General features: G+C 52.2%; 22 protein-coding genes. 12 read left to right on the top strand and 10 right to left on the bottom strand.

All coding sequences use genetic code 11. The annotated features are described in order from the left end of the window. Nucleotides 1–7 precede the first annotated feature (7 nt). A complete protein-coding gene (locus AC9UEO_RS04305) occupies nucleotides 8–1774 on the top strand; it encodes a TRAP transporter large permease (RefSeq protein WP_509530345.1) in 1767 nt (588 codons plus the stop codon). A gap of 40 nt (nucleotides 1775–1814) precedes the next feature. Here the strand turns inward: AC9UEO_RS04305 and AC9UEO_RS04300 are convergent, their stop codons facing one another. Then, on the bottom strand, nucleotides 1815–2903 hold the full coding sequence (locus tag AC9UEO_RS04300; RefSeq protein ID WP_509530342.1) for a substrate-binding domain-containing protein: 1089 nt from the start codon (nucleotides 2901–2903) through the stop codon (nucleotides 1815–1817). 176 nt (nucleotides 2904–3079) lie between these two features. Between AC9UEO_RS04300 and AC9UEO_RS04295 the strand changes: the two genes are divergently transcribed. From AC9UEO_RS04295 to AC9UEO_RS04270, 6 genes are read left to right on the top strand one after another with little or no spacing between them, the layout of a single operon-like run. Then, nucleotides 3080–4726 (top strand): OFA family MFS transporter, encoded by a 1647-nt coding sequence (locus AC9UEO_RS04295; RefSeq protein ID WP_509530339.1) that lies wholly within the window; start codon nucleotides 3080–3082, stop codon nucleotides 4724–4726. Nucleotides 4727–4733: 7 nt separating this feature from the next. Next, nucleotides 4734–5216, top strand: coding sequence for a formate dehydrogenase subunit gamma (locus AC9UEO_RS04290; protein WP_509530337.1), 483 nt, complete (start codon nucleotides 4734–4736; stop codon nucleotides 5214–5216). Beyond that, on the top strand, nucleotides 5213–6769 hold the full coding sequence (locus AC9UEO_RS04285) for a formate dehydrogenase beta subunit (RefSeq protein ID WP_509530335.1): 1557 nt from the start codon (nucleotides 5213–5215) through the stop codon (nucleotides 6767–6769). Before AC9UEO_RS04290 ends, AC9UEO_RS04285 begins: the two co-directional genes overlap by 4 nt. A gap of 9 nt (nucleotides 6770–6778) precedes the next feature. Further along, nucleotides 6779–9667: a formate dehydrogenase subunit alpha gene (gene fdhF / locus AC9UEO_RS04280; RefSeq protein ID WP_509530332.1), complete on the top strand. Its 2889-nt coding sequence runs from the start codon at nucleotides 6779–6781 to the stop codon at nucleotides 9665–9667. Then, complete coding sequence (gene fdhD / locus AC9UEO_RS04275; RefSeq protein WP_509530329.1) at nucleotides 9664–10434, top strand: formate dehydrogenase accessory sulfurtransferase FdhD; 771 nt, start codon at nucleotides 9664–9666, stop codon at nucleotides 10432–10434. The genes fdhF and fdhD overlap by 4 nt, the downstream gene beginning before the upstream one ends. 7 nt (nucleotides 10435–10441) lie before the next feature. Next, on the top strand, nucleotides 10442–10678 hold the full coding sequence (locus tag AC9UEO_RS04270; RefSeq protein ID WP_509530326.1) for a formate dehydrogenase subunit delta: 237 nt from the start codon (nucleotides 10442–10444) through the stop codon (nucleotides 10676–10678). 160 nt (nucleotides 10679–10838) lie between these two features. Here AC9UEO_RS04270 and AC9UEO_RS04265 read toward each other — a convergent pair whose 3' ends face one another. Next, a complete protein-coding gene (locus AC9UEO_RS04265) occupies nucleotides 10839–11948 on the bottom strand; it encodes a transglutaminase-like domain-containing protein (RefSeq protein ID WP_509530323.1) in 1110 nt (369 codons plus the stop codon). A gap of 46 nt (nucleotides 11949–11994) precedes the next feature. Continuing rightward, on the bottom strand, nucleotides 11995–12732 hold the full coding sequence (gene modA / locus AC9UEO_RS04260) for a molybdate ABC transporter substrate-binding protein (protein ID WP_509530320.1): 738 nt from the start codon (nucleotides 12730–12732) through the stop codon (nucleotides 11995–11997). Between the two features lie 134 nt (nucleotides 12733–12866). Between modA and AC9UEO_RS04255 the strand changes: the two genes are divergently transcribed. Together AC9UEO_RS04255 and AC9UEO_RS04250 are read left to right on the top strand one after the other, a co-directional pair. Continuing rightward, nucleotides 12867–13157 (top strand): c-type cytochrome, encoded by a 291-nt coding sequence (locus AC9UEO_RS04255; RefSeq protein ID WP_509530317.1) that lies wholly within the window; start codon nucleotides 12867–12869, stop codon nucleotides 13155–13157. Nucleotides 13158–13166: 9 nt separating this feature from the next. Next, entirely contained in the window at nucleotides 13167–14447 is a 1281-nt protein-coding gene (locus AC9UEO_RS04250; protein ID WP_509530315.1) for an FCSD flavin-binding domain-containing protein, read from the top strand. On the opposite strand, the gene AC9UEO_RS04245 is transcribed toward AC9UEO_RS04250, so the two are convergent. Genes AC9UEO_RS04245 through AC9UEO_RS04225 form a run of 5 tightly spaced genes read right to left on the bottom strand, consistent with a single transcriptional unit; the run spans nucleotide 14444 to nucleotide 18223 of the window. Continuing rightward, nucleotides 14444–15742 (bottom strand): dihydroorotase, encoded by a 1299-nt coding sequence (locus AC9UEO_RS04245; RefSeq protein WP_509530312.1) that lies wholly within the window; start codon nucleotides 15740–15742, stop codon nucleotides 14444–14446. The genes AC9UEO_RS04250 and AC9UEO_RS04245 overlap by 4 nt on opposite strands. After that, nucleotides 15739–16701, bottom strand: coding sequence for an aspartate carbamoyltransferase catalytic subunit (locus tag AC9UEO_RS04240; protein ID WP_509530309.1), 963 nt, complete (start codon nucleotides 16699–16701; stop codon nucleotides 15739–15741). The genes AC9UEO_RS04245 and AC9UEO_RS04240 overlap by 4 nt, the downstream gene beginning before the upstream one ends. Nucleotides 16702–16704: 3 nt before the next feature. Beyond that, complete coding sequence (gene pyrR, locus AC9UEO_RS04235; RefSeq protein WP_509530307.1) at nucleotides 16705–17205, bottom strand: bifunctional pyr operon transcriptional regulator/uracil phosphoribosyltransferase PyrR; 501 nt, start codon at nucleotides 17203–17205, stop codon at nucleotides 16705–16707. Next, a complete protein-coding gene (gene ruvX, locus AC9UEO_RS04230) occupies nucleotides 17202–17621 on the bottom strand; it encodes a Holliday junction resolvase RuvX (protein ID WP_509530304.1) in 420 nt (139 codons plus the stop codon). The genes pyrR and ruvX overlap by 4 nt, the downstream gene beginning before the upstream one ends. Next, nucleotides 17618–18223: a YqgE/AlgH family protein gene (locus AC9UEO_RS04225; RefSeq protein WP_509530302.1), complete on the bottom strand. Its 606-nt coding sequence runs from the start codon at nucleotides 18221–18223 to the stop codon at nucleotides 17618–17620. The genes ruvX and AC9UEO_RS04225 overlap by 4 nt, the downstream gene beginning before the upstream one ends. A gap of 22 nt (nucleotides 18224–18245) precedes the next feature. On the opposite strand from AC9UEO_RS04225, the gene AC9UEO_RS04220 reads away from it, so the two are divergent. Beyond that, nucleotides 18246–19730, top strand: a complete 1485-nt coding sequence (locus tag AC9UEO_RS04220; protein WP_509530300.1) for a cryptochrome/photolyase family protein — start codon at nucleotides 18246–18248, stop codon at nucleotides 19728–19730. 13 nt (nucleotides 19731–19743) lie between these two features. On the opposite strand, the gene AC9UEO_RS04215 is transcribed toward AC9UEO_RS04220, so the two are convergent. Continuing rightward, nucleotides 19744–19917 (bottom strand): rubredoxin, encoded by a 174-nt coding sequence (locus AC9UEO_RS04215; protein ID WP_509530297.1) that lies wholly within the window; start codon nucleotides 19915–19917, stop codon nucleotides 19744–19746. Between the two features lie 71 nt (nucleotides 19918–19988). Here AC9UEO_RS04215 and thiD point away from each other — a divergent pair, with 71 nt between their 5' ends. Next, nucleotides 19989–20921 carry a bifunctional hydroxymethylpyrimidine kinase/phosphomethylpyrimidine kinase gene (gene thiD / locus AC9UEO_RS04210; protein ID WP_509530295.1) on the top strand — a complete coding sequence of 311 codons (933 nt, stop codon included), beginning with the start codon at nucleotides 19989–19991 and terminating at the stop codon, nucleotides 20919–20921. Between the two features lie 21 nt (nucleotides 20922–20942). Further along, nucleotides 20943–22238, top strand: a complete 1296-nt coding sequence (gene hemL / locus AC9UEO_RS04205; RefSeq protein ID WP_509530293.1) for a glutamate-1-semialdehyde 2,1-aminomutase — start codon at nucleotides 20943–20945, stop codon at nucleotides 22236–22238. 44 nt (nucleotides 22239–22282) lie between these two features. On the opposite strand, the gene AC9UEO_RS04200 is transcribed toward hemL, so the two are convergent. Beyond that, nucleotides 22283–22540, bottom strand: a complete 258-nt coding sequence (locus AC9UEO_RS04200; protein WP_509530290.1) for a hypothetical protein — start codon at nucleotides 22538–22540, stop codon at nucleotides 22283–22285. Nucleotides 22541–22610 lie beyond the last annotated feature (70 nt).

Below are 22610 nucleotides of genomic sequence, written 5' to 3'. Positions count from 1 at the left end.
AAACGCCATGGAACTCTTCATCAACAACCTTGCGCCCATCATGTTTTTGGGCCTGATTTTTTTCTTGTTACTGGGCTTTCCCGTTGCTTTCAGTTTGGGCGCTTGTGGTTTGTTCTTTGGCTTTGTCGGGGTAGAACTCGGCGTTCTTCCAGAAGCCTTGCTACAAGCTTTGCCACTGCGTATTTTTGGCATCATGCAAAACGACACCTTGCTGGCCATTCCGTTTTTCACCTTGATGGGGTTGATCCTTGAGCGCAGCGGCATGGCTGAAGACTTGCTCGACACCATTGGGCAATTGTTTGGCCCCATACGTGGCGGCTTGGCGTTTGCCGTGATTTTTGTCGGCGCTTTGCTTGCAGCCACCACCGGTGTAGTGGCTGCCTCGGTGATTTCCATGGGTCTTATTTCCCTGCCCATCATGCTGCGCTATGGCTATGACCGTAGATTGGCGTCGGGCGTGATTGCCGCCTCGGGTACCTTGGCGCAAATCATTCCCCCCTCTTTGGTTCTCATCATCTTGGCCGACCAATTGGGGCGCAGCGTGGGTGAAATGTACAAAGGTGCTTTCATCCCTGGCTTCATGCTCACTGTCATGTATGTGGGCTATGTCGTTTTGATCGCTATTTTCAAACCCACTTGGGTGCCAGCACTTCCTTTGGAAGCCAGAACCATACGCGAAGACAATGGCAAGTCGGGTTTGCTGTCTTTGCTGTTTCTCACCATCGTCAGCGCGACATCCGCCATCACCCTTGGGCAAAACTACGGCACAGTTGTCTCTTACTTCAAAGGCGTTACTGGTGTGAATCCGCCCACCGATGAAACCATCGTGGTGTCCTTGTGCGCAGGTGTTTTGCTGGCCTTTGTCTTGGCAGTGCTGAATAAAAACCTTCGCTTGGGTTTGCTATCGCGAATGGCTGAGCGCGTCACTTTTGTGCTGATTCCTCCCTTGTTGTTGATCTTCTTAGTCTTGGGCACCATCTTTTTGGGTATTGCCACGCCTACCGAAGGCGGCGCCATGGGTGCTTTGGGTGCCATCATCATGGCGGTTTCTCGCGGCCGCCTCAGCTGGGCACTCTTGCGTCAGGCCTTGACCTCTACCACCAAGCTGGCCAGCTTTGTGGTGTTTATCTTGATCGGGTCTACCTGTTTTAGCTTGGTGTTTCAAGGGGTGGACGGACACAAGTGGGTAGAACACCTGCTGGGCGATTTGCCTGGCGGTCAACTCGGTTTCTTGATCGTTGTCAATATCTTGATCTTTGTGCTGGCCTTCTTTCTCGACTTTTTCGAGTTGGCTTTCATTGTGGTGCCCTTGCTTGGCCCCGTCGCTGAAAAGCTAGGCATCGACTTGATTTGGTTTGGTGTGCTGCTGGGTGTGAACATGCAGACCTCATTTATGCATCCGCCTTTTGGCTTTGCACTGTTTTACTTACGCAGCGTTGCACCCTTAAATGCTTACTTTGACAAGCCCACGCAAAAAACCATTGAGCCCGTCACCACCGGTCAAATCTACTGGGGCGCTGTGCCATTTGTGGTTATTCAAATCATCATGGTGGGACTCATCATCGCCTTCCCAGGCATCGTCTCCAGCGGTTTGGACAAAGAAGAAACGCTCAACATGGAGCAGGTACAAAACGAGATGATGAATGCCACGCAGGCTGATGCTGACGCCACCGCCGTGCATACGGCACCAACTGAAGGGGCCGAAGCACCCGCCGACGACCCCATGAAGTTGATGCAAGACGCGATGGAAAAAGACGCAACGCGAAAGCCCTGAACGTTAAAGTTCATCACTATAAAAATATGCCAAAGCTTGCTTAGAATTTTTTTGCAGGGGCCAAGTCTGCAAAAGCGTCATGGATGGTGGACACCTGCCCGCAGTGCGCCGCTGTGTAGCCAGGCAATTGGTTGACTGCAAACTGAAACTCATCGCTATTGAGCACCTTGAGCACTGCCTGCAAATGGGGCCGCTCTAAGTCGGATTGGTTGCAAAGTAAAAAATAGCGCTCGGTCGCTAAGGGCAAAAACTCCAGCTTAAAGCGCCTAGCAGGGGTTTCCACGCCAAAGCCCACATCGGCCATCCCACTGGCCACAAATGCTGCTACCGCCGCATGGGTGAACTCAGCTTGTTCGTAACCCGATATTTGTGTGGGGTCTATGTGCGCTTTTTTCAAAAAACATTCCAACAAAAACCGTGTGCCACTGCTGGGCTGGCGATTGACAAAGCGAATGCCTTTGCGGGTGAGGTCTTGCGCCTCGTAAATTTTGTGGGGGTTGCCGCTGGCCACCATGAACCCCTGTCGGCGCGTAGCCACATGAATGATGCGGCTTTCTTTGGGAACCAACCATCTTGCATAGTGTTTAAAAGCAATTTCTTCAAATTCACCTTGCGGAATGTGAAAGCCTGCAATTTCACAAGCCCCTTCATACATAGAGGCTACCGCTTCGATGCTGCCCACATACTTACGCTCCACACGGGTGCCCGACAAGGCCAAGGTTTGAATCAGCTTTTCCACTGCAAAACCATGGCTGGCATGAACCCGAAGCGCATCACTGCCCGCAGAGAGTACCCGCCCAATCTCGCCCTCAAGTTCTGAGGCCAACGTCTCCAACATGGGCGTCAAACGCGCTGAAATGCGGTGCCCAGCCCAAACCAGCTTTTCTGCCAAGGGGGTCAAGGTTGAGCCTTTGCCGCGCTCCATGTTCAGCAAGGGCATGCCCAATTGCTCCTCGCCTTGGCGAATCAAGCTCCATGCATGGCGATAGGAGGCACCGTTTTTTTTGCATGAACCAGACAAGCTCCCGTGCCCTTGGACCTCAGAGAGCAGTTCTAACAACCTTGGAGCCAAGTTTTGTCCCTTGGCGTCGCTGATAGTCCATTGAGGTTTGATGGAGACTTTATGCATGTAAATATAGGCTCTTCAGAGCATATTAGTTGTGTTGAATGAATCTAGCTTACCTTACCTTCAATGCCATATTGATGCAATGCTGTGATTTCCCTAGACTTTCATGTGCTTCAAAAGCATATGTTCAGGTAAAGTCTTGGGGTTAGCGAAGAACTTATTCCAAGAATGGAGACAACATGACGACAGTAGACGACACCCCCGATTTTTTGTCCAAAGAACGCATCGTTGCACCTGAAGGCTTTAACCGCTGGTTGGTGCCACCTGCTGCTTTGGCCATTCATTTGTGCATTGGTATGGCCTATGGCTTTTCGGTGTTTTGGCTGCCCTTGTCTAAAGCGCTGGGCATCAAAGAAGCCATGAAATGTGGCCCCGATATTGGCTTCTTCCAAGAACTTTTCATCACCACCTGCGATTGGAAAGTCTCCACACTTGGTTGGATGTACACCTTGTTTTTTGTGCTGCTCGGAAGCTCAGCCGCTTTATGGGGCGGTTGGCTAGAGCGTGTGGGCCCGCGCAGAGCAGGGGTGGTCAGCGCCTTGTGCTGGTGTGGCGGCATGCTCATTTCTGCAGCAGGTGTTTATTACCACCAGTTTTGGATGATGTTGCTGGGCTCTGGCTTTATTGGTGGCATTGGCCTGGGTTTGGGTTACATCTCTCCTGTCAGCACCTTGATCAAATGGTTCCCCGACCGTCGCGGCATGGCCACAGGCATGGCCATCATGGGTTTTGGTGGTGGCGCCATGATCGGCTCGCCCTTAGCAGCTGAGTTGATGAAAGTTTTTGCCACAGACCTCGAAGTCGGTGTCTGGCAGACATTCGTGGTCATGGCCTTGGTGTACTTTGTTTTCATGATGTCGGGCGCACTGGGTTACCGTATTCCCGCGACTGGTTGGAAACCTGCTGGCTGGACACCTCCCGTACAGCAACAAGCCAATGCCATGATCACCCAAGGACATGTGCATGTCAGCAAAGTCTGGGGCATCCCCCAGTTTTGGATGGTGTGGGTGGTGTTGTGCATGAACGTGTCAGCCGGTATTGGCGTGATCGGCATGGCCAGCCCCATGTTGCAAGAAGTCTTTGGCGGCACCTTGATGGGTATAGAAGCCAAATTTATCGATCTTGACAAAGCACAACTCACCACCATAGCAGGGATTGCCGCTGGCTTTACGGCCTTACTTAGTTTGTTCAACATTGGTGGGCGTTTTGTGTGGGCGAGTTTGTCTGACAAACTGGGACGCAAGCTGACCTACATCATTTTCTTTGTGCTGGGTGGTGCTTTGTACGCCTCTGTACCAGCGAGTGCCATGGCTGGCAACAAGATGCTGTTTGTGGCGGCGTTTTGCATCATCTTGAGTATGTATGGCGGCGGTTTTGCCACGGTTCCTGCTTACTTAGCAGATTTGTTTGGTACCCAAATGGTGGGCGCTATCCACGGTCGTTTACTGACTGCTTGGGCCACTGCGGGTATTTTGGGCCCTGTGGTGGTGAATTACATGCGTGACTATCAACTCGGCTTGGGCATCCCCCGTGAGCAGGTCTACAACCAAACCATGTTTATTTTGGTGGGCATGTTGGTAGTGGGCTTGATTGCCAACCTGATGATCAAGCCCGTAGACGCCAAACACTTCATGACCGCAGAAGAACTGGCCCATGAAAAGAAACTGGCTCACGAAAAAGCCAGTGCATCCGAGGTGGGCACGGCTCTTGGTGGTGCTAGCCAATCCAATTCCCTTTGGGTAGCCTTGGCATGGACTGCTGTCGGCATTCCGCTGATCTGGGGCATCTACCGCACACTTTTGAGTGTGGGTAAATTTTTTAACTGATTGAGCCATGAACTCCACCCAAGTTTTGCCTGAGCAGGCCCTTATCGACCAACTGGTGCAACAACACGCCTCTGAAGCTGGGTCCTTGTTGCCCTTGTTGCACGACATTCAGGACAAGCTCGGGTTTATTCCTGCCAGCAGTGTGCCTTCGATTGCACAGGGGCTTAACCTGTCGCGTGCAGAAGTTCATGGCGTCATCACCTACTACCACCACTTTCGCAGCACAGCCCCTGGCAAGCACGTTATCCAAGTCTGCCGAGCCGAGGCATGCCAGTCCTGTGGCAGTCAAGCGCTGTGGGACTTGGCAGAAAAACTGCTGGGCTGCAAAGGCCATGAAACCAGCGCCAACGGCATGTACTCGCTCGAACCAGTGTATTGCCTTGGTCTGTGTGCCTCCTCTCCAGCGGTCCAAATCAACGACAAGTTGCACGCCCGTGTCAGTCAAGCCAAACTGACCTGCTTGGTTCAAACCTTGGAGGCTGCAGCATGAGCATCACCGTGTTTGTACCCTGCGATTCGGCTGCGCTGGCTGCCGGTGCCGACGAGGTTGTTGACGCTATTCATAAAGAGGCCGCAGCGCGAGGTTTGTCCATTGATGTGCAGCGCAACAGTTCACGTGGCATGTTTTGGTTGGAACCCTTGGTTGAGGTTGTCACACCCCAAGGTCGCATGGCCTATGGACCTGTAGCGTTTGAAGATGTGCCTTCTTTGTTCGATGCTGATTTTTTAAGCGGCGGCAAGCACGCTTTGGGTTTGGGTTTAACTGATGCGATTCCTTATTTGGCCAAGCAACAACGACTGACCTTTGCTCGCATGGGTATCACCCGCCCTTTGTCGCTGGACGACTACGCCGCCCACGGCGGTTGGGTGGGTTTGAAGAATACCCTGGCCATGGATGGCGCGGCGGTGGTGCAAGAGCTGTTGGATTCCGGCTTGCGTGGTCGCGGTGGTGCTGCTTTTCCTGCTGGCATCAAGTGGCGTACCGTGCGTGGCACAACAGCTGCACAAAAGTACGTGGTCTGCAACGCAGATGAAGGCGACTCAGGCACCTTCTCAGACCGCATGACCATGGAAGGTGACCCCTACATGCTGATTGAAGGCATGGCCATCGCTGGTTTGGCAGTAGGTGCGACCCAAGGCTATATCTACATCCGCTCTGAATACCCTCACGCTATTGCCACCATGAACACCGCGATTGCCATGGCTGAGTCCGCTGGTTATTTAGGTGCCAACGTCATGGGCAGCGGCCAAGCGTTTGTCTTGAAGGTTCGCAAAGCTGCTGGCTCCTATGTGTGTGGCGAAGAAACCGCCATGCTCGAGAGCATTGAAGGCAAGCGTGGCGTGGTCCGTGCCAAGCCGCCTTTGCCAGCGCTTGAAGGTTTGTTTGGCCAACCCACGGTCATCAACAACGTCATTACCTTGGCCAGTGTGCCCATCATCATAGCCAAAGGTGCGGCCTATTACAAAGACTTTGGCATGGGCCGCTCCACCGGCACCCTGCCCTTTCAAATCGCTGGCAATATTTTGCAAGGCGGTTTGGTCGAACGTGCATTTGGTTTGAACTTGCGTGAACTCTTGTTTGACTTTGGTGGCGGCAGCCGAAGCGGTCGGCCCATTAAAGCGGTGCAAGTTGGTGGCCCCTTGGGCGCTTATGTTCCCGAATCGCAATGGGATGTACCTTTGGACTACGAAGCCTATGCCGCCATGGGTGCGGTGGTGGGGCACGGCGGCATTGTGGTGCATGACGACAGCGCCAACATGGCCATGCTGGCCCGCTATGCCATGGAGTTTTGTGCCATTGAGAGTTGCGGCAAATGCACCCCTTGCCGCATTGGCTCTACACGCGGCGTGGAAACCATAGACCGCATTGGCAGCGCCAGCAACAAAGAACAGCAAGTGCATTTGCTGCGAGATCTTTGCAACACCATGTTGCACGGAAGTTTGTGCGCCATGGGTGGCATGACACCTTATCCGGTGTTGTCCGCCCTCAACCATTACCCCGCTGACTTTGGTTTGGAAACCAAAGAAGCCCCAGTGCTTTAAGGAAACACCATGTTGATGTACCTCAAACAAGAGCGCGACCACGGCACACCCGCCCGTACCTCTTCTGAAACTGTGCAACTGAGCATTGACGGCTATGACGTCAGCGTGCCCAAAGGCACTTCGCTCATGCGAGCAGCCGTGCAAGCTGGCATTCAAGTGCCCAAACTCTGCGCCACCGACAGCTTGGAGCCGTTTGGTTCATGCCGTTTGTGTTTGGTGGAAATCGATGGTCGCAAAGGTTTTCCCGCTTCTTGCACCACACCCGCCGAAGCCGGCATGGTGGTTCATACCCAAACCCCCAAGCTGCAAGACCTGCGCAAAGGCGTGATGGAGTTGTACATTTCCGACCACCCATTGGATTGTTTGACCTGCAGCGCCAATGGCAACTGCGAATTGCAAGACATGGCGGGTGTCACAGGTTTACGCAATGTGCGTTACGGCGTGGGCGAAGCCGCAGGCGCTCACCACTGCGACGCCCAAAAAGACGAATCCAACCCCTACTTCACCTACGACGCCAGCAAATGCATTGTGTGCAACCGATGTGTGCGTGCTTGCGAAGAAACCCAGGGCACCTTCGCCCTCACTATTTCAGGCCGAGGTTTTGAGAGCCGCGTGTCCCCAGGTCAAGACCAGCCCTTCATGGACAGCGAATGCGTGTCGTGCGGTGCTTGCGTTGAAGCTTGCCCTACGGCTACCTTGCAAGAAAAATCCATCATCGAACTCGGCCAACCCGAGCACAGCCTTATCACCACCTGTGCTTATTGCGGCGTGGGCTGTGGCTTCAAAGCTGAGATGAAGGGCAACACCGTGGTTCGCATGGTGCCTTGGAAAGATGGGAAAGCCAACGAAGGCCATTCATGTGTAAAGGGTCGTTTTGCTTGGGGCTACGCTACCCACCAAGACCGCATCACCCAACCCATGATTCGCGCCAAGATCACCGACCCATGGCAAGAGGTTACTTGGGACGAGGCCATCAACCATGCAGCCTCAGAGTTCAAGCGCATCCAAGCCAAACACGGCAAAGATTCTGTAGGCGGCATCACCTCTTCTCGTTGCACCAATGAAGAAACCTATTTGGTTCAAAAATTGGTACGTGCCGCATTTGGCACCAACAACGTGGACACTTGCGCTCGTGTGTGTCACTCACCCACAGGCTATGGCTTGGGTCAAACTTTTGGCACCTCCGCAGGTACACAAACTTTCAAATCGGTGGAACACACGGACGTTATGCTGGTCATTGGTGCCAACCCCTCTGACGCCCACCCCGTGTTTGCCTCACGCATGAAGCGCCGCTTGCGCGGCGGCGCCAAACTCATCGTCGCTGACCCACGCAAAATCGATTTGGTCAGCAGCCCCCATGTGAAGGCACAGCATCATTTGGCCTTGAAACCTGGCACCAATGTGGCGCTTATTAACTCACTGGCGCACGTAGTGGTCACCGAAGGCTTGGTCGCAAATGACTATGTAGCCTTGCGCTGCGACGACAAGAGCTTCAAGGAATGGTGTGACTTCGTCGTCAAACCTGAAAATTCGCCTGAAGCCTTTGAATCGGTGACTGGCGTTCCTGCTTCCGAGGTTCGTGCTGCGGCCCGTATGTATGCCGCTGGCCCCAATTCAGCCATCTATTACGGCTTGGGCGTTACTGAACACTCTCAAGGCTCTACCATGGTGATAGGCATTGCCAACTTGGCCATGGCCTGCGGCATGGTGGGTCGTGAAGGCGTTGGCGTGAACCCTTTGCGTGGCCAAAACAATGTGCAAGGTGCGTGTGACATGGGTAGCTTCCCGCACGAACTGCCTGGCTACCGACACATCTCTGACACCACCACCCGTACCTTGTTTGAAGGCGCTTGGGGTGTGCACTTAAGCCCCGAACCCGGTCTGCGTATTCCCAATATGTTTGACGCCGCCATGGACGGCTCGTTCTTGGGTCTGTATTGCCAAGGCGAGGACATCGTTCAATCCGACCCCGACACGCAACACGTGGCAGCAGCACTGTCAGCCATGGAATGCATCGTGGTGCAAGACATCTTTCTGAATGAAACGGCTAAATATGCCCATGTGTTTTTGCCCGGTTCTTCCTTCTTGGAAAAAGACGGCACCTTCACCAATGCCGAGCGTCGCATCTCACGTGTGCGCCAAGCCATGCCGCCTCTCGCAGGTTTGGCGGACTGGGAAGTCACCGTCAAGCTTGCCAAGGCTTTGGGCTACGAGATGCATTACAGCCATCCCGAAGAAGTGATGAAAGAAATTGCAGCACTCACGCCCAGCTTTGCGGGTGTCAGTTACGCCAAGATTGACGAACACACCAGCTTGCAATGGCCTTGCAATGCCGACACGCCAGACGCAGGCATGGACATCATGCATACGACAGGCTTTATGCGTGGCAAGGGAAAGTTCTTTCCCACGCAGTACGTGGCCAGTCAAGAGAAGGTCACACGCAAGTTTCCGCTCTTGCTAACCACAGGTCGAATTTTGTCGCAGTACAACGTGGGGGCGCAAACACGCCGCACCGACAACAACCTATGGCACAACGAAGACCGCTTGGAAATCCATCCCCACGATGCCGAAGAACGTGGCATCCGCCAAGACAACTGGGTGGGCATCGAAAGCCGTGCAGGACGCACAGTACTGCGTGCTGAGATCAGCGAGCGCATGCAAGCTGGTGTGGTCTACACCACCTTCCACTTCCCCGAGTCGGGTGCCAACGTTATCACCACTGACGCCTCCGACTGGGCGACTAACTGTCCCGAATACAAAGTGACTGCGGTGCAAGTGGTGGCGGTCAGCCAACCTTCCGAGTGGCAACAAAACTACCAGCGCTTTAACAAAGACCAACTCGGTTTGCTGGCCAAAGCGCAACACAAAACCGAGGCCTTGGAGGTCATGGGCAAATGAACCAAAGCCACAGCAACCATTTAGCCTTGGCTGAAGAGGTGCCTGTGGCGCTGGTGTTCAACGGCATCTCTCATGCTGTGATGATGGCCAGTCCGGTGCATTTGGAAGATTTCGCATTGGGTTTTTCCTTAACAGAAGGACTGATTGACCATCCCTCACAGCTTTATGGTGTAGAGGTCATCCATCAAGCCAATGGCATTGAATTGCAACTCGACGTTGCTGCGCAAACCGAGGCGAGGCTCAAAGAACGCAGACGCAGCATGGCGGGACGCACAGGTTGTGGCCTGTGTGGCGCTGACAGCCTCAATCAAGTGAGATTAGCTTTACCTCAAGCACCCGAGGTGCATATCGATATTGACGCTATGCACCGTGCCCATGCCCATATGCGAGCCTTGCAACCCTTGAAACAGCAAACAGGTGCCACCCATGCTGCAGCTTGGTCTCATTCGCAGGGAGAAATTACCCTGCTTCGCGAAGACGTTGGCAGACACAATGCTTTGGATAAGTTGATTGGCGCCTTAAGCAAAGCCTCCACGGATATGCAGCAAGGCTTTATCTGCATCACCAGCCGCGCCAGTTTCGAGATGGTGCAAAAAACCGTGATGGCGGGCGCAGGTGCTTTGACAGCGGTGTCAGCCCCTACCAGATTAGCCGTCGAATTGGCAGAGCAACACAACTTAGCGCTGGCAGGGTTGGTACGTGGTCAAACCTTTACCGCTTATAGCCACGTCACTCGCTTCACCACTTCGCAACCCATTTCTGCATGAGCACAGCATGAACGTAGACAACCTGGTACACATGGCCAATCAAATTGGTGAGTTTTTCTCTGCTTACCCTGATCGGCAAGAAGCTTTGGACGGCATCGCCAACCATATCCGTAAATTTTGGGAACCGCGTATGCGGACGAGTTTGCTAGATGCACTGGCAGATGGCGAGCTCAAAGAATTGATGCCACTGGTCAATGAAGCCTTGATTGCGAATCAAGCGAAATTAAGGCCTATGGCCTCTTAATTCTTTGAAGCTTGCTCTCTGTAGCGTGATGTTCTGGTGGCAATAGCAATAATTCTTGAATATTTATTACTCTACAAAAGTAGCCTCACTGCATTTGAATTCTTCTTTATTCATCTCCCAATCAAAGGCATAGCTAAAGATCACCACTGACGATTAAGTGTCAGCCAAGCGGGTTCGCCTCTTGCGACATGATTCGGTACTGAAAGTCGTCAGGAGAATACGAATCCAAACGGCCTTCTTCATCTTCTGCAACGGGATACATTAAAAATGAAATTCGCTTGCGAGAGAACTGCGGAAGCAATACATCATGGGCGGTATTGAAGCCCATCCAGTTACCTTCCCATCCACCAAACAGTCCTTTGTACACAGGATTTACAACAGGGTGTTCAGGACTGCGCAACCAATCGGGGGTTTCTTGCCGCATGACCTTGGCCACATCGGCTGGATCCATGGCCACCCAGCCCTTGTCGTTCAAATACACCTCAGCGCGGCAATGTTGCGCTGATTGCAATTTTTCTGCCTTGCCAGACAGTTCTTTGTAACCAAAAGCCGAAGGGGCTAAACGAATCCCATAGACATCCCGCGCAGGAACACCAACTGCACGGCATAAGCCCACAAACAAGGCATTGATGTCAGCGCATTTACCGCCCAGATTGCCTGTCTCCAACATGGTTTGTACATCACCCTCGCCGCAGCCCTTGACCTTGGGTTCACTCCAAGCATTAAGAACTACCCAGTCGTAAATGGAATGCACTTTGTCTAAATCGGTCTTGGCAGAATGGGTGATTTCCTTGGCGGTGGTGAGAACAATGCCATCGGTGGGAATGAGTTGGGTAGAGCGGGTGTAATGCTTGAGCGTATTGGGGTGCTCAGCTTTGAAGGGCTCGGCCTGCGTCCAATTTCTGTTTTGCGTTGCCACTCTGCTGGTAATTTCCACAAAGGGCTTGTCGACAGAGGCATCAAACTCTGAAAACAGCATCAAGGTGCTTTCAAACACATCCTTATGAATACGGGTGTTGCCATTGCTTGAATGGGAATTGGATAAGGTTCTTTGCCAAGCCGTATTCAAGCCCGGCAGTGGCAGCCACACTTTGGTAGCTCCGTTTTTATTCAGAATATTGACGCGGGTTGTGACATCAAAAGTTCGCCATTGACCGGCAACAGGTGAAAAATCCTTCCTGTTTTGATCAGCAGAAGACTGGGCAAAGACCGGCACATTGCAAGCAGCAAAAGCACTGGAGAGTAAAAAGTGTCGGCGATGAAAATGCATGGGTCAACTTTGTCAAAAATGAAGCTTGATTATGTCGCTTTGGGCCTTACTCACCAAAACCATATTTTCTAAGTGTTGTCTGGGCCAAAGGAGATTGAAGAAATTGAATGAACTTGACAGACAAATTCTTGTTTGCGCTACCCACCACCTGGGCAATGGGGTATTGAATGGGCGTGACCGTCGTCACTTGCATGGCCACTTTAACTTTGTCTTGCATCAACCGCGCATCACTGGCATACACAAAACCTGTATCTACTTCGTCCCGCGATACATAGTCCAAGGCTTGACGAACATTGGTGGTGTTGATGACCTTGTCTTTCACTTCATTCCATATACCTGCTTTTTCCAAACTGCCTAGGGCATAGTGACCGGCAGGCACACTGGCCGGTGTTCCCATGGCAATGCGTTTGATGTCAGGCTTCTTCAAATCAGCCAGTTGTTGCAAAGTTATTTTGGATTGGATGGGAACGATCAACACCAATTTGTTGGTGGTGAATACTTTAACGTCAGCAACTACCACCACACCTTTGGCAACAGCTTTGTCCATGGTGTCGGTGTCTGCGCTGGCAAACACGTCCACTGGCGCACCATTGGCAATCTGCTGCATCAAGGCACCCGAAGCGCCAAAGTTCAATTTCACTTTGGTGCCCGAGTTTTGGCTTTCAAAATGAGCGCCAATGTCTTGAAACGCCTGCGTCAAACTGGCGGCGGCTGAAACCGTCAAGTCTGCTGACCATGCCGTCGACTGCCAGAGAACAAAGCTAAGGAGAAAAAGTTTTTTCATACTTTGTAATATGCAAATAACGCAAGCTCATAAATCCACAATGGAGTACGAACCAAAAAAAGGCTATATTAATTCCTTGTTTGAGAAAGTTCTCTATGCACAAATTCAATGTTTTTTTCTATCCTCTGTTACCTGTGTTAATTCTATCTTTATGGGCTTGTACTGCATCTGCCCAAGAATCTGACAAACTCCACCAACGAGCAAACGCCGCCATGTGTGCCAACTGCCACGGTAGCGAAGGCCGTACAGTGGACAAATCGGCAGTTCCCCCTTTGGCAGGACTTCCGCGTGATTACTTTGTTCAGCAAATGCAGGCCTTCAAAGACGGCTCTCGCAAAGCCACTGTCATGCATCAACTCAGCAAAGGCTTTAGCGATGCGCAAATTGCCAGCATGGCTGACTATTTTTCCGCCCTGCCTCGCTGAAAGCACAGAATGCAAAGAAGACATTTACTTCAATTGGGCTTGGCATTAGGTTCATCTCCTGTACTTTTGGGCCATTCGGTGTTTGCGCAAAACACAGCGAACAAAGCACGGGTGATCGTCATCGGTGGAGGTTATGGGGGTGCGACTGCCGCCAAATACATTCGCATGCTGTCGGGCTACAACATTCCTGTCACCCTGATTGAGCCCAATGCCAGTTTTGTGTCTTGCCCCATGTCCAACTTGGTGATTGGTGGCAGCAAAACGTTGAGTGACGTCACCACGCCTTACAGCAACTTGGTGAAGAAACATGGTGTAACTCTGGTGCAAGACCACGTCACCAAAATTGATACAGATAAAAAAACCATTAGCTTGGCGAATGGCCCCACACTGTCATATGACAAGTTGGTTTTGTCACCCGGCGTAGACATGATGTTTGACACCATCGAAGGTCTTAAAGCGGCACACGACAGTGGCCGAATTCTTCAAGCTTGGAAAGCAGGTGCAGAAACCACTGCTTTGCGTAAACAATTGCAAGATATGCCCGATGGCGGCGTCTATGCCTTGACTGTGCCTGAAGCGCCCTACCGCTGCCCCCCTGGTCCCTATGAACGTGCCAGCCAAGTGGCACATTACTTCAAGCAAGCCAAGCCCAAATCCAAAGTGCTTATCTTGGATGCCAACCCAGATGTCACCTCCAAAGGACCTTTGTTCAAAAAATTCTGGTCTGAAAACTACAAAGACATCATCGAATTCAGACCGAATCACAAAGTCACCGCTGTTGATGCATCCATGGGTCTCATCAAGTTTGACGTCCAAGAAGCGGTTCGTGCTGAGGTACTGAACGTCTTGCCCGATATGCGTGCCGGCAGTATTGCTGTGCAAAATGGCTTAGCCACTGCAAACAAACGTTGGTGCGGTGTGAACTATTTGACATTTGAATCGACGGTTGCCAAAGACATCCATATCTTGGGTGACGCCATGCTGGCCGCTCCTGCGATGCCCAAATCAGGCCACATGGCAAACTCGCATGCCAAGGTAGCTGCTGCTGCCATCGTGGCGCAACTCAGTGGACTTGACATCAACCCAGCGCCTTTCCTCACCAACACCTGCTACAGCTATGTGAGTGACAACATGGTGGTTCATGTGGCTTCGGTACATCAGTTCAATGTGGACGAAAAAACCTACAAAACTGTGCCTGGCTCAGGCGGTGTTTCCGCTGAAGCCAATACGTTGGAAGCCACCTACGCATGGAACTGGGCCCAAAATATTTGGGCTGACAGCTTGCTTTAAAGCAAGCCAGAGGCTTGGTAGGCAAACCGCCCATCTACCAAGGTGACAAGAACCTGTGCCGTCATTTCGCTGCCACTGAGATCAAAAGCAAATGGCGTGTGCTTGCATTGGCTGCGAAGGTTTTCAGGTAGGACTTGCCAACTCGCTTGTGGATTAACCACGCACACATCAGCGGGAGCTCCAACGGTCAAAACACCTCGATCAGTCAGCCCTAAAAGCGCCGCAGGGGTACTGGTAATCACCTGCAAGGCACGCAGTTTGTCTACCTGACAATGTGTCGCCCATTTCAAACAGGCGCTGAGCAATAACTCCAAGCCTGTGGCACCCGGTTCAGCTTGCGCAAAAGGCAAAGCTTTAGCGTCACCTTCCACAGGCGTGTGGTCTGAAACCAAGATATCGATGGTGCCATCAGCTAAACCCTTCTGCAGCGCTTCACGGTCGCGTTGTTGACGCAGCGGCGGGGTCAATCGAGCTCGCGTATCAAAGTAGCCAATATCCGCATCGGTGAAGTGCAGGTTGTGAATGCTGACATCACAAGACAGTGGCAGCCCTTCGGCCTTGGCAGAGCGAACCAAATCGACACCTGCTGCGCTTGAGAGTTTGCTGATATGAACGCGGGCCCCTGTCAAGCGCATGAGATCAATATAGGTATGCAGCGCAATGGTCTCGGCCGCCACAGATACACCACTCAAGCCCATGCGGGTAGCCAATGGGCCGCTGGCGACGATGCCTTTACCTAAGTAACTGTCTTGCGCTCTGAGCCAAACAGCATAGCCAAAAGTCGAGGCATATTGCATAGCACGTTGGAGGCTCTGGGTATTGGAAATAGCATATTCAGCTTGCGTAAAACCCACACATCCAGCTTGGGTCAATTCAACCATGGGCGTCAAAATCTCGCCTTCAAGACCGCGGGTCAATGCGCCTAGTGGGTAAACATTGGCCAGATGCAGTCGCTTGGCACGAAACTGCAGCATTTCCACCAAGCCGGGCTCATCAAGCACAGGCTGGGTGTCTGGCAAACACACCACGCTGGTGACACCGCCGGCTACCGCGGCAGTTAACTCGCTTTGGAGCATGCCTTCGTGTTCATGACCCGGTTCGCCAAGGCGAGCGCAGGCGTCCACCAAGCCTGGAATGACCCAGCAGTTGGTTGCATCAATACGTTTATCTGGATGGAAATCTTTGGAGACCGGTCCTATGGACACCACTTTGCCGTCTGCGATAGCCAGATCTGCATTGGCGTCAAAGCCACTGGCAGGGTTAATCAGATGACCATTTTGAATCAAAATTTTCATGCATCATTCCCTGCAACGATAGACATGACAGCCATACGCACAGCAATGCCAAAAGTCACCTGATTCAGAATCACACTTTGCGGGCCGTCCACTACTGCAGATTCAATTTCAACGCCTCGGTTGATGGGTCCTGGATGCATAACGATGGCATCGGGTTTAGCAGCTTGCAGCCTAGCGGTTGTCAAACCAAAATTTTTGAAGTATTCCTGACTCGAGGGAAGCAAAGCACCGCTCATGCGTTCGTTTTGTAAACGCAAGGCAATGACCACATCACAATCACGAATGCCTTCTTCAAGATTGTAAAAAACCTTGACACCAAGTTGGGAGAGGTCTGAAGGTATCAATGTGCGTGGCCCCACCACGCGGACCTCAGCACAACCTAAAGTAGTGAATGCATGAATATCTGAACGCGCCACGCGAGAATGCAAAACATCCCCTACTATCGCCACACGAAGGTTAGAGAAGTCCTTTTTAAAGTGACGAATGGTGTAGGCATCTAACAAACCTTGTGTGGGATGTGCATGGCGACCATCTCCCGCATTGACAACGTGTACATGGGGGGCAACATGCTCTGCAATCAGGTAAGGTGCACCAGACTCGCCGTGGCGAACCACAAAAATATCAGCAGCCATCGCACTCAAGTTGGCAATGGTGTCGAGCAAGGTCTCGCCCTTGCTGGCTGAAGACCGGGCGATATCCAGATTAAACACATCCGCACTGAGTCTTTTGGCGGCAATTTCAAACGTGGTGCGGGTACGGGTGCTGTTTTCAAAAAAAAGATTAAAGACCGACTTACCTCTCAAAAGAGGTACTTTTTTGACATCACGGTCGCTCAGCGAAACAAACTGCGTGGCAGTATCCAAAATATGAGTGAGGGTCTCACGTGACAAACCTTCGGTGGATAACAAGTGAATGAGTTCGCCGTTTTTATTCAACTGTGGATTGCGTTTGTACAGCATGGGCTAGCCTTCCAATGAAAACGCAAATTTGCCCTGACTGTCTTGTGTCAAGCGCAAGGTCTGCTCTGCAGGCAAAGTGACATGGGTCACTGCAACATCAGCCTGAATGGGCAACTCACGTCCTGAGCGATCCACCAACACCGCCAGATGAACCGATTTGGGGCGACCATAGTCAAACAACTCATTAACCACAGCGCGTATGGTACGGCCTGTGAAAAGTACATCGTCAATCAACCAAACAATGGCGCCTTCTACTTGAAAAGGCAATTTGGTGGCAATGCTTTCTGCCATCCCACGCTGAGAAAAGTCATCTCTGTGCAAAGAGGAAGACACGATGCCAAAGGGAACTTGTCGAGCCAAATCACGTTGCAAACGTTCAGCCAGCCAAGCACCCCCAGTGGTGATACCTACCAAATGTGCATCAGGGGCGAGCGTTGATTGCAAGCTCGTCAACAACTGCTGGTATAGCGCTTGTGCATCAAGTGATGAATATTCAGTACTCATGTGTTCAGGCTTCGCAGAAATTGATTCAAAATGACACAGGCTGAAGCCGCATCCACATCTACCGCACCTTGGCTACGTGCCTCGGTGGTTGAATAGCGCTCATCTACCTCAAATACTGGTAGCTTGTAACGCCCACGCAGTTGCCTTGCAAATTTTTGCGCCAGCAGGGTGTTTTCGTGCGCTGTGCCATCAGGGTGGAAAGGCACACCCACAACCAAGGCGTCTGGTTTCCACTCTTCGATATGCTTGGTGACAGACGTCCAGCGTGCTTGGCCCGCACCATGTACCGTGCCTTGCGGCTTGGCTTGACCCAGTAAGCGAGACGCATAGGCAACGCCGGTACGTTGTTGTCCAAAATCAAAAGCTAAAAAAGAGTGCAACTCGGGTGCAGCGGTTTGAGACACCGCCAGACTCACGCGTGACCCGCCTGAGGGGAAAGCATCCAAGCTTGCAGCCCTAAAAGCGCCAATGCACGGTCATAACGCTGATCGATGGGGGTATCAAAAATCACCTGTGGATCCGCTTGCACTGTGAGCCAGCTGTTCTCACCCAGTTCCGACTCAAGCTGTCCTTGCGCCCATGCCGAATAGCCAAGGGTGATAAGCACTCGTTTGGGACCAGCACCGGTAGACAAGGCCTCGAGCACATCCTTGGAAGTGGTCATCTCTAAACCACCTGGGATAGACAAGGTCGAGGCATAGGCGGCCTCACTGGCCTGGGCAGCAGTCAAGGTGTTTGACAAGGGTTCATGCAAAACAAATCCGCGTTCTGTATGCACAGGTCCACCTTGGAAGACAGGAATTTCAATCAAATCAGTTCGACCCAAATTGAGCTCAACCTTTTCGAACAGGTCTTGCATACGCAAGGTACTGGGTTTGTTGATAATCAAACCCAGAGCACCTCGGTCACTGTGCTCGCACATGTAAACGACGCTGCGATTGAAAGATTCGTCCATCAAACCAGGCATGGCGATCAAAAAATGATGCGTAAGATTGATCGGCGCAGAATCTATGGTCATTCCACTATTTTAAAGGGTGAATATGAAGCCTAGTCCTGGGGACTTTTTTGACCGCTCTCTGGTGTGGTTTAGACGAGATTTAAGAACGGATGATCACACAGCACTGCACCATGCCCTGCTTAGGAGTAGACAAGTTTTTTGCGTGTTTATTTTTGACAGCACCATTCTTAAAAACCTTCCACGACAGGACCGACGGGTGGCATTTATCCACGCAAGCTTGCTCGATATGGACCAGCAACTGCGCACACTTGCAGGCCACCAGCAGGCTGGACTTTTGGTGCGCCATGGTGAGCCGATAGCGTTATTGCAGCAACTGGTCAAAGAACTTGGTGTTCAAGCCGTATTCACCCACCATGATGATGAGCCTTATGCATTAAAGCGTGATTCGGTGGCAAAAGGTTTACTTGCCAACCATGGCGTCGCCTTTGTCAGCTTCAAAGACCATGTGATCTTTGAGCGAAGTGAAATCTTGACGCAAAACGGTCAGCCCTATGGTGTTTTCACACCTTATAAAAACAATTGGCTCAAGAAAGTCGCTGTTGCCGATATAGCTGAAAAACAAATCAAGCCTTCAAACGGTCAACTCGCACCCCTACCTGCTGCATTGTGCCGTCCCATCCCAAGCCTAGAGGATATTGGATTTGAGTCGGTCGATTTACCTGCACTGCATATACAACCTGGGGCAAACGGTGCACAGCTTTTACTCAAAGATTTTGTTAAGCGTATCGGCCACTATCAACAAACTCGGGACTTCCCCAGCGTGAAAGGGCCCAGTTACCTGAGTGTGCATTTACGTTTTGGCACTGTGTCAGCTAGGCGCTTGGCCAGACTGGCTTACCCTCTGGCCATCAAGGGGGACTCGGGTGCTCAAACATGGCTTGGCGAGTTGATTTGGCGAGATTTTTACCACCAAATATTACACCACCACCCACGGGTTGTAGAGCAATCATTTAAACCTGCTTATGACGCGATTGTTTGGGAAGCAGGCAAGGAAGCCAAGCAATTGTTTGCCGCATGGTGTGAAGGAAGAACAGGCTACCCATTGGTGGATGCGGCCATGGCGCAAATCAACCAAACCGGCTATATGCACAATCGCCTACGCATGGTGGTGGCCAGTTTCTTGGTGAAAGATTTAGGTATCGATTGGCGCTGGGGCGAGCAGTATTTCGCACAGCATTTGATCGATTTTGATTTGGCTGCCAATAACGGGGGGTGGCAATGGGCCAGCTCCAGTGGTTGCGATGCACAACCCTATTTTCGAATTTTCAACCCTGTCAGTCAAAGCGAAAAATTTGATCCCCAGGGGAAATTTATTCGCCGCTATTTGCCTCAACTTGCAGCGCTTCCCAACGACGCCATTCACGCACCTTGGTTAGCAAAACCCATGGTCATGGAAGCGGCAAACGTCTTGCTGGGTAAGACTTACCCATTTCCCATCGTCGACCACGCCAAGGCTCGCTTGAAAACCTTAATGCGCTACAGCGTAGTAAAAAGCACGAAAGACTGAAAGAGCCAGTTGCCTAGATTTGAACCATTTCGAAATCTTCCTTGCGGGCACCACACTCTGGACAGGTCCAATTCATGGGCACTTGCTCCCAAGGGGTTCCTGGGGCAATGCCTTCATCAGGCGCACCAGCAGCTTCGTCGTAAATCCATCCACAAATCAAGCACATCCAAGTCTTGTTCACAGTCATTTCTTTCTGGTTAATGAGGTAAAACCCGCTAGGGCCGTGGCATAGAATGAACCAGATTCTATAGACGGCACATGAACACTCCTAACCCCCTGCCTGATGAAGGCCAATCTGAGGAAATGGCGCACCCTTGCGTGCTGTGTTTCAATGCCAACGATCCCAGCGGCGCAGGCGGTTTAACCGCAGATATTTTGGCAATGTCGTCTGTGGGCGCTCATGTATTGGCGATCTCCACGGGAAGTTATGTGCGAGATACCGCCGAGGTTTTTGATTACGTCGCGATGGACGATGAGGCTGTCGATGAGCAGGCACGCACCATACTAGAAGATATTGCGGTTCAAGTGATCAAAATTGGTTTTTGTGGCTCTCCTGATATTCTTTCCACGGTAGCTGAAATTTGTGCTGACTACGCTGATGTGCCCGTGGTTGCCTATATGCCAAGCCTGTCTTGGTGGCAAGATGAACCCATTGATGCCTACCAAGACGCTTTCATGGAATTGGTGTTGCCACAAACAACGGTTTTGGTGGGCAATCACAGCACCTTATGGCGTTGGCTGCTTCCGGAATGGGGGAGTGACCGCAGTCCCAGCGCCAGAGATTTGGCCAAAGCTGCGGCTGACAAAGGCGTACCTTATACGTTTGTCACGGGAATGCCCCAAAGCGGGGGTCAACATACGGAAAACGCTTTGGCAACGCCCTTGAATGTGATCGTCAGCGAAACCATTGAGCGCTTTGACGCGGTCTTCACTGGTGCCGGCGACACCTTGAGCGCAGCTTTGGCTGGCTTGCTGGCCATGGGAGACGATTTGGAAGCTTCTGCTGCAGAAGCCCTTGGTTATCTGGATGGCAGCTTGGACGCTGGTTTTCGCCCAGGCATGGGACACGCCGTTGCTGACAGATTGTTTTGGGCGCACAGCGTAGACGAGGGCAGCGGTTTTGAAGATGAAGACGATGCTGCTGCCACCGCTGACGACTTCTCTTTGCCCGCCCACCAAACGCGACACTGATTTTTTTATAACTTCACGACCATGACCGATCTGAACCAAACCCTTTTCGACCGCGCCCGTCTTGTCATTCCTGGCGGCGTCAATTCACCTGTGCGGGCCTTTCGCGCGGTGGGCGGCACACCGCGTTTTGTCAAACGCGCCCAAGGCGCGTATTTTTGGGACGCCAACGACAAGCTTTACATCGACTACATCGGCTCTTGGGGCCCGATGATTTTGGGCCATGGTCACCCTGCGGTGGTCGAAGCGGTGCAAAAAGCCGTGCTCGAGGGCTTCTCGTACGGCGCACCCACCGAGCGTGAAATTGAACTCGCCGAAGCGCTGTTGAAACTCATGCCCTCGATGGAAATGGTGCGCTTAGTCAGCTCCGGCACCGAGGCTGGCATGAGCGCCTTGCGTTTGGCCCGTGGCGCCACAGGTCGCAGCAAGATCATCAAGTTTGAAGGCTGCTACCACGGCCACGCCGACGCATTGCTGGTGAAAGCCGGTTCAGGCTTGGCCACTTTTGGCAACCCCACCAGCGCTGGTGTGCCACCCGAAGTGGTGCAACACACCTTGGTGCTCGAGTTCAACAACATCCCCCAACTCGAAGAAGCCTTTGCCCTGCACGGCAAAGAACTGGCGTGTTTGATGATCGAGCCCATCGCCGGCAACATGAACTTTGTGCGTGCCAGCGTGCCCTTCATGCAGCGCTGCCGCGAGCTGTGCAGCCAGCACGGCGCACTGTTGGTGTTTGACGAGGTGATGACCGGCTGCCGCGTGGCCTTGGGCAGTGCGCAAAGTGTTTACGCGCAATCCATCCCCAGCTTTGAGCCCGACCTCACTGTGCTGGGCAAGGTGATTGGCGGGGGCATGCCCTTGGCCGCTTTTGGTGGCAAACGCGCGGTGATGGAACAACTCGCCCCCTTGGGGCCGGTGTACCAAGCGGGCACCTTGAGCGGCAACCCTGTGGCCACCGCTTGCGGCTTGGCCACCTTGAAAGAAATTTCCAAGCCTGGCTTTTTTGACGCGCTGTCAGCCCGCACCCAAAGCTTGGTCGATGGCCTCAAAGGCGCAGCGGCCAAAGCCGGTGTGCCCTTCAGCGCCGATTGCCAAGGCGGCATGTTTGGTTTCTTTTTGCTGCCAGAGTTGCCGCAAAACTATGCCAAGGTCATGACCAGCGACAGCCCCAGATTCAACACCTTGTTTCATGGCTTGCTCGACAAAGGCGTCTACATTGCGCCCGCTTTGTACGAAGCTGGTTTTGTCAGCAGCGCTCACACGGCAGACGACATCGCCGCCACGGTACAAGCTGCAGCCGAGGTGTTTGCCGCGCTGTAAATCGATAATTTAAATGCCCTTGATAGGGCAGGGTCTAGAACTGCTTATTTTTCGACAGAAAGAATATGGGCATGGGTGGCCGTATCAAATGCCTTGGCCTTGCCAATATAGAAACGATCAATACGCCAATCTCTCAGGACTTCAATCGCCAAATCAAATTCAGCAGTATCTAAGCTATAAAGATATTTAACTGAGAATTCAATATCGGACTCAAGCGAAAGAATAAGCTTGGAAAACGTAAGTCCAACAGCAGAATTAGCATTTTGTTCTATCAATTTTTTAGCTTGCTTGATGGCCCGCATGGAATTCCCCTAATAAGAAATATCATCCTACAGCAGTTCTTAGCCGTTTTTTTAGGTGGTGGTGTTACAA

The sequence above is a fragment of the Limnohabitans sp. genome, assembly GCF_040401495.1.
In the GTDB taxonomy this organism is placed as follows: domain Bacteria; phylum Pseudomonadota; class Gammaproteobacteria; order Burkholderiales; family Burkholderiaceae_C; genus Limnohabitans.
This window is presented reverse-complemented; position numbering and strand designations above follow the sequence as displayed.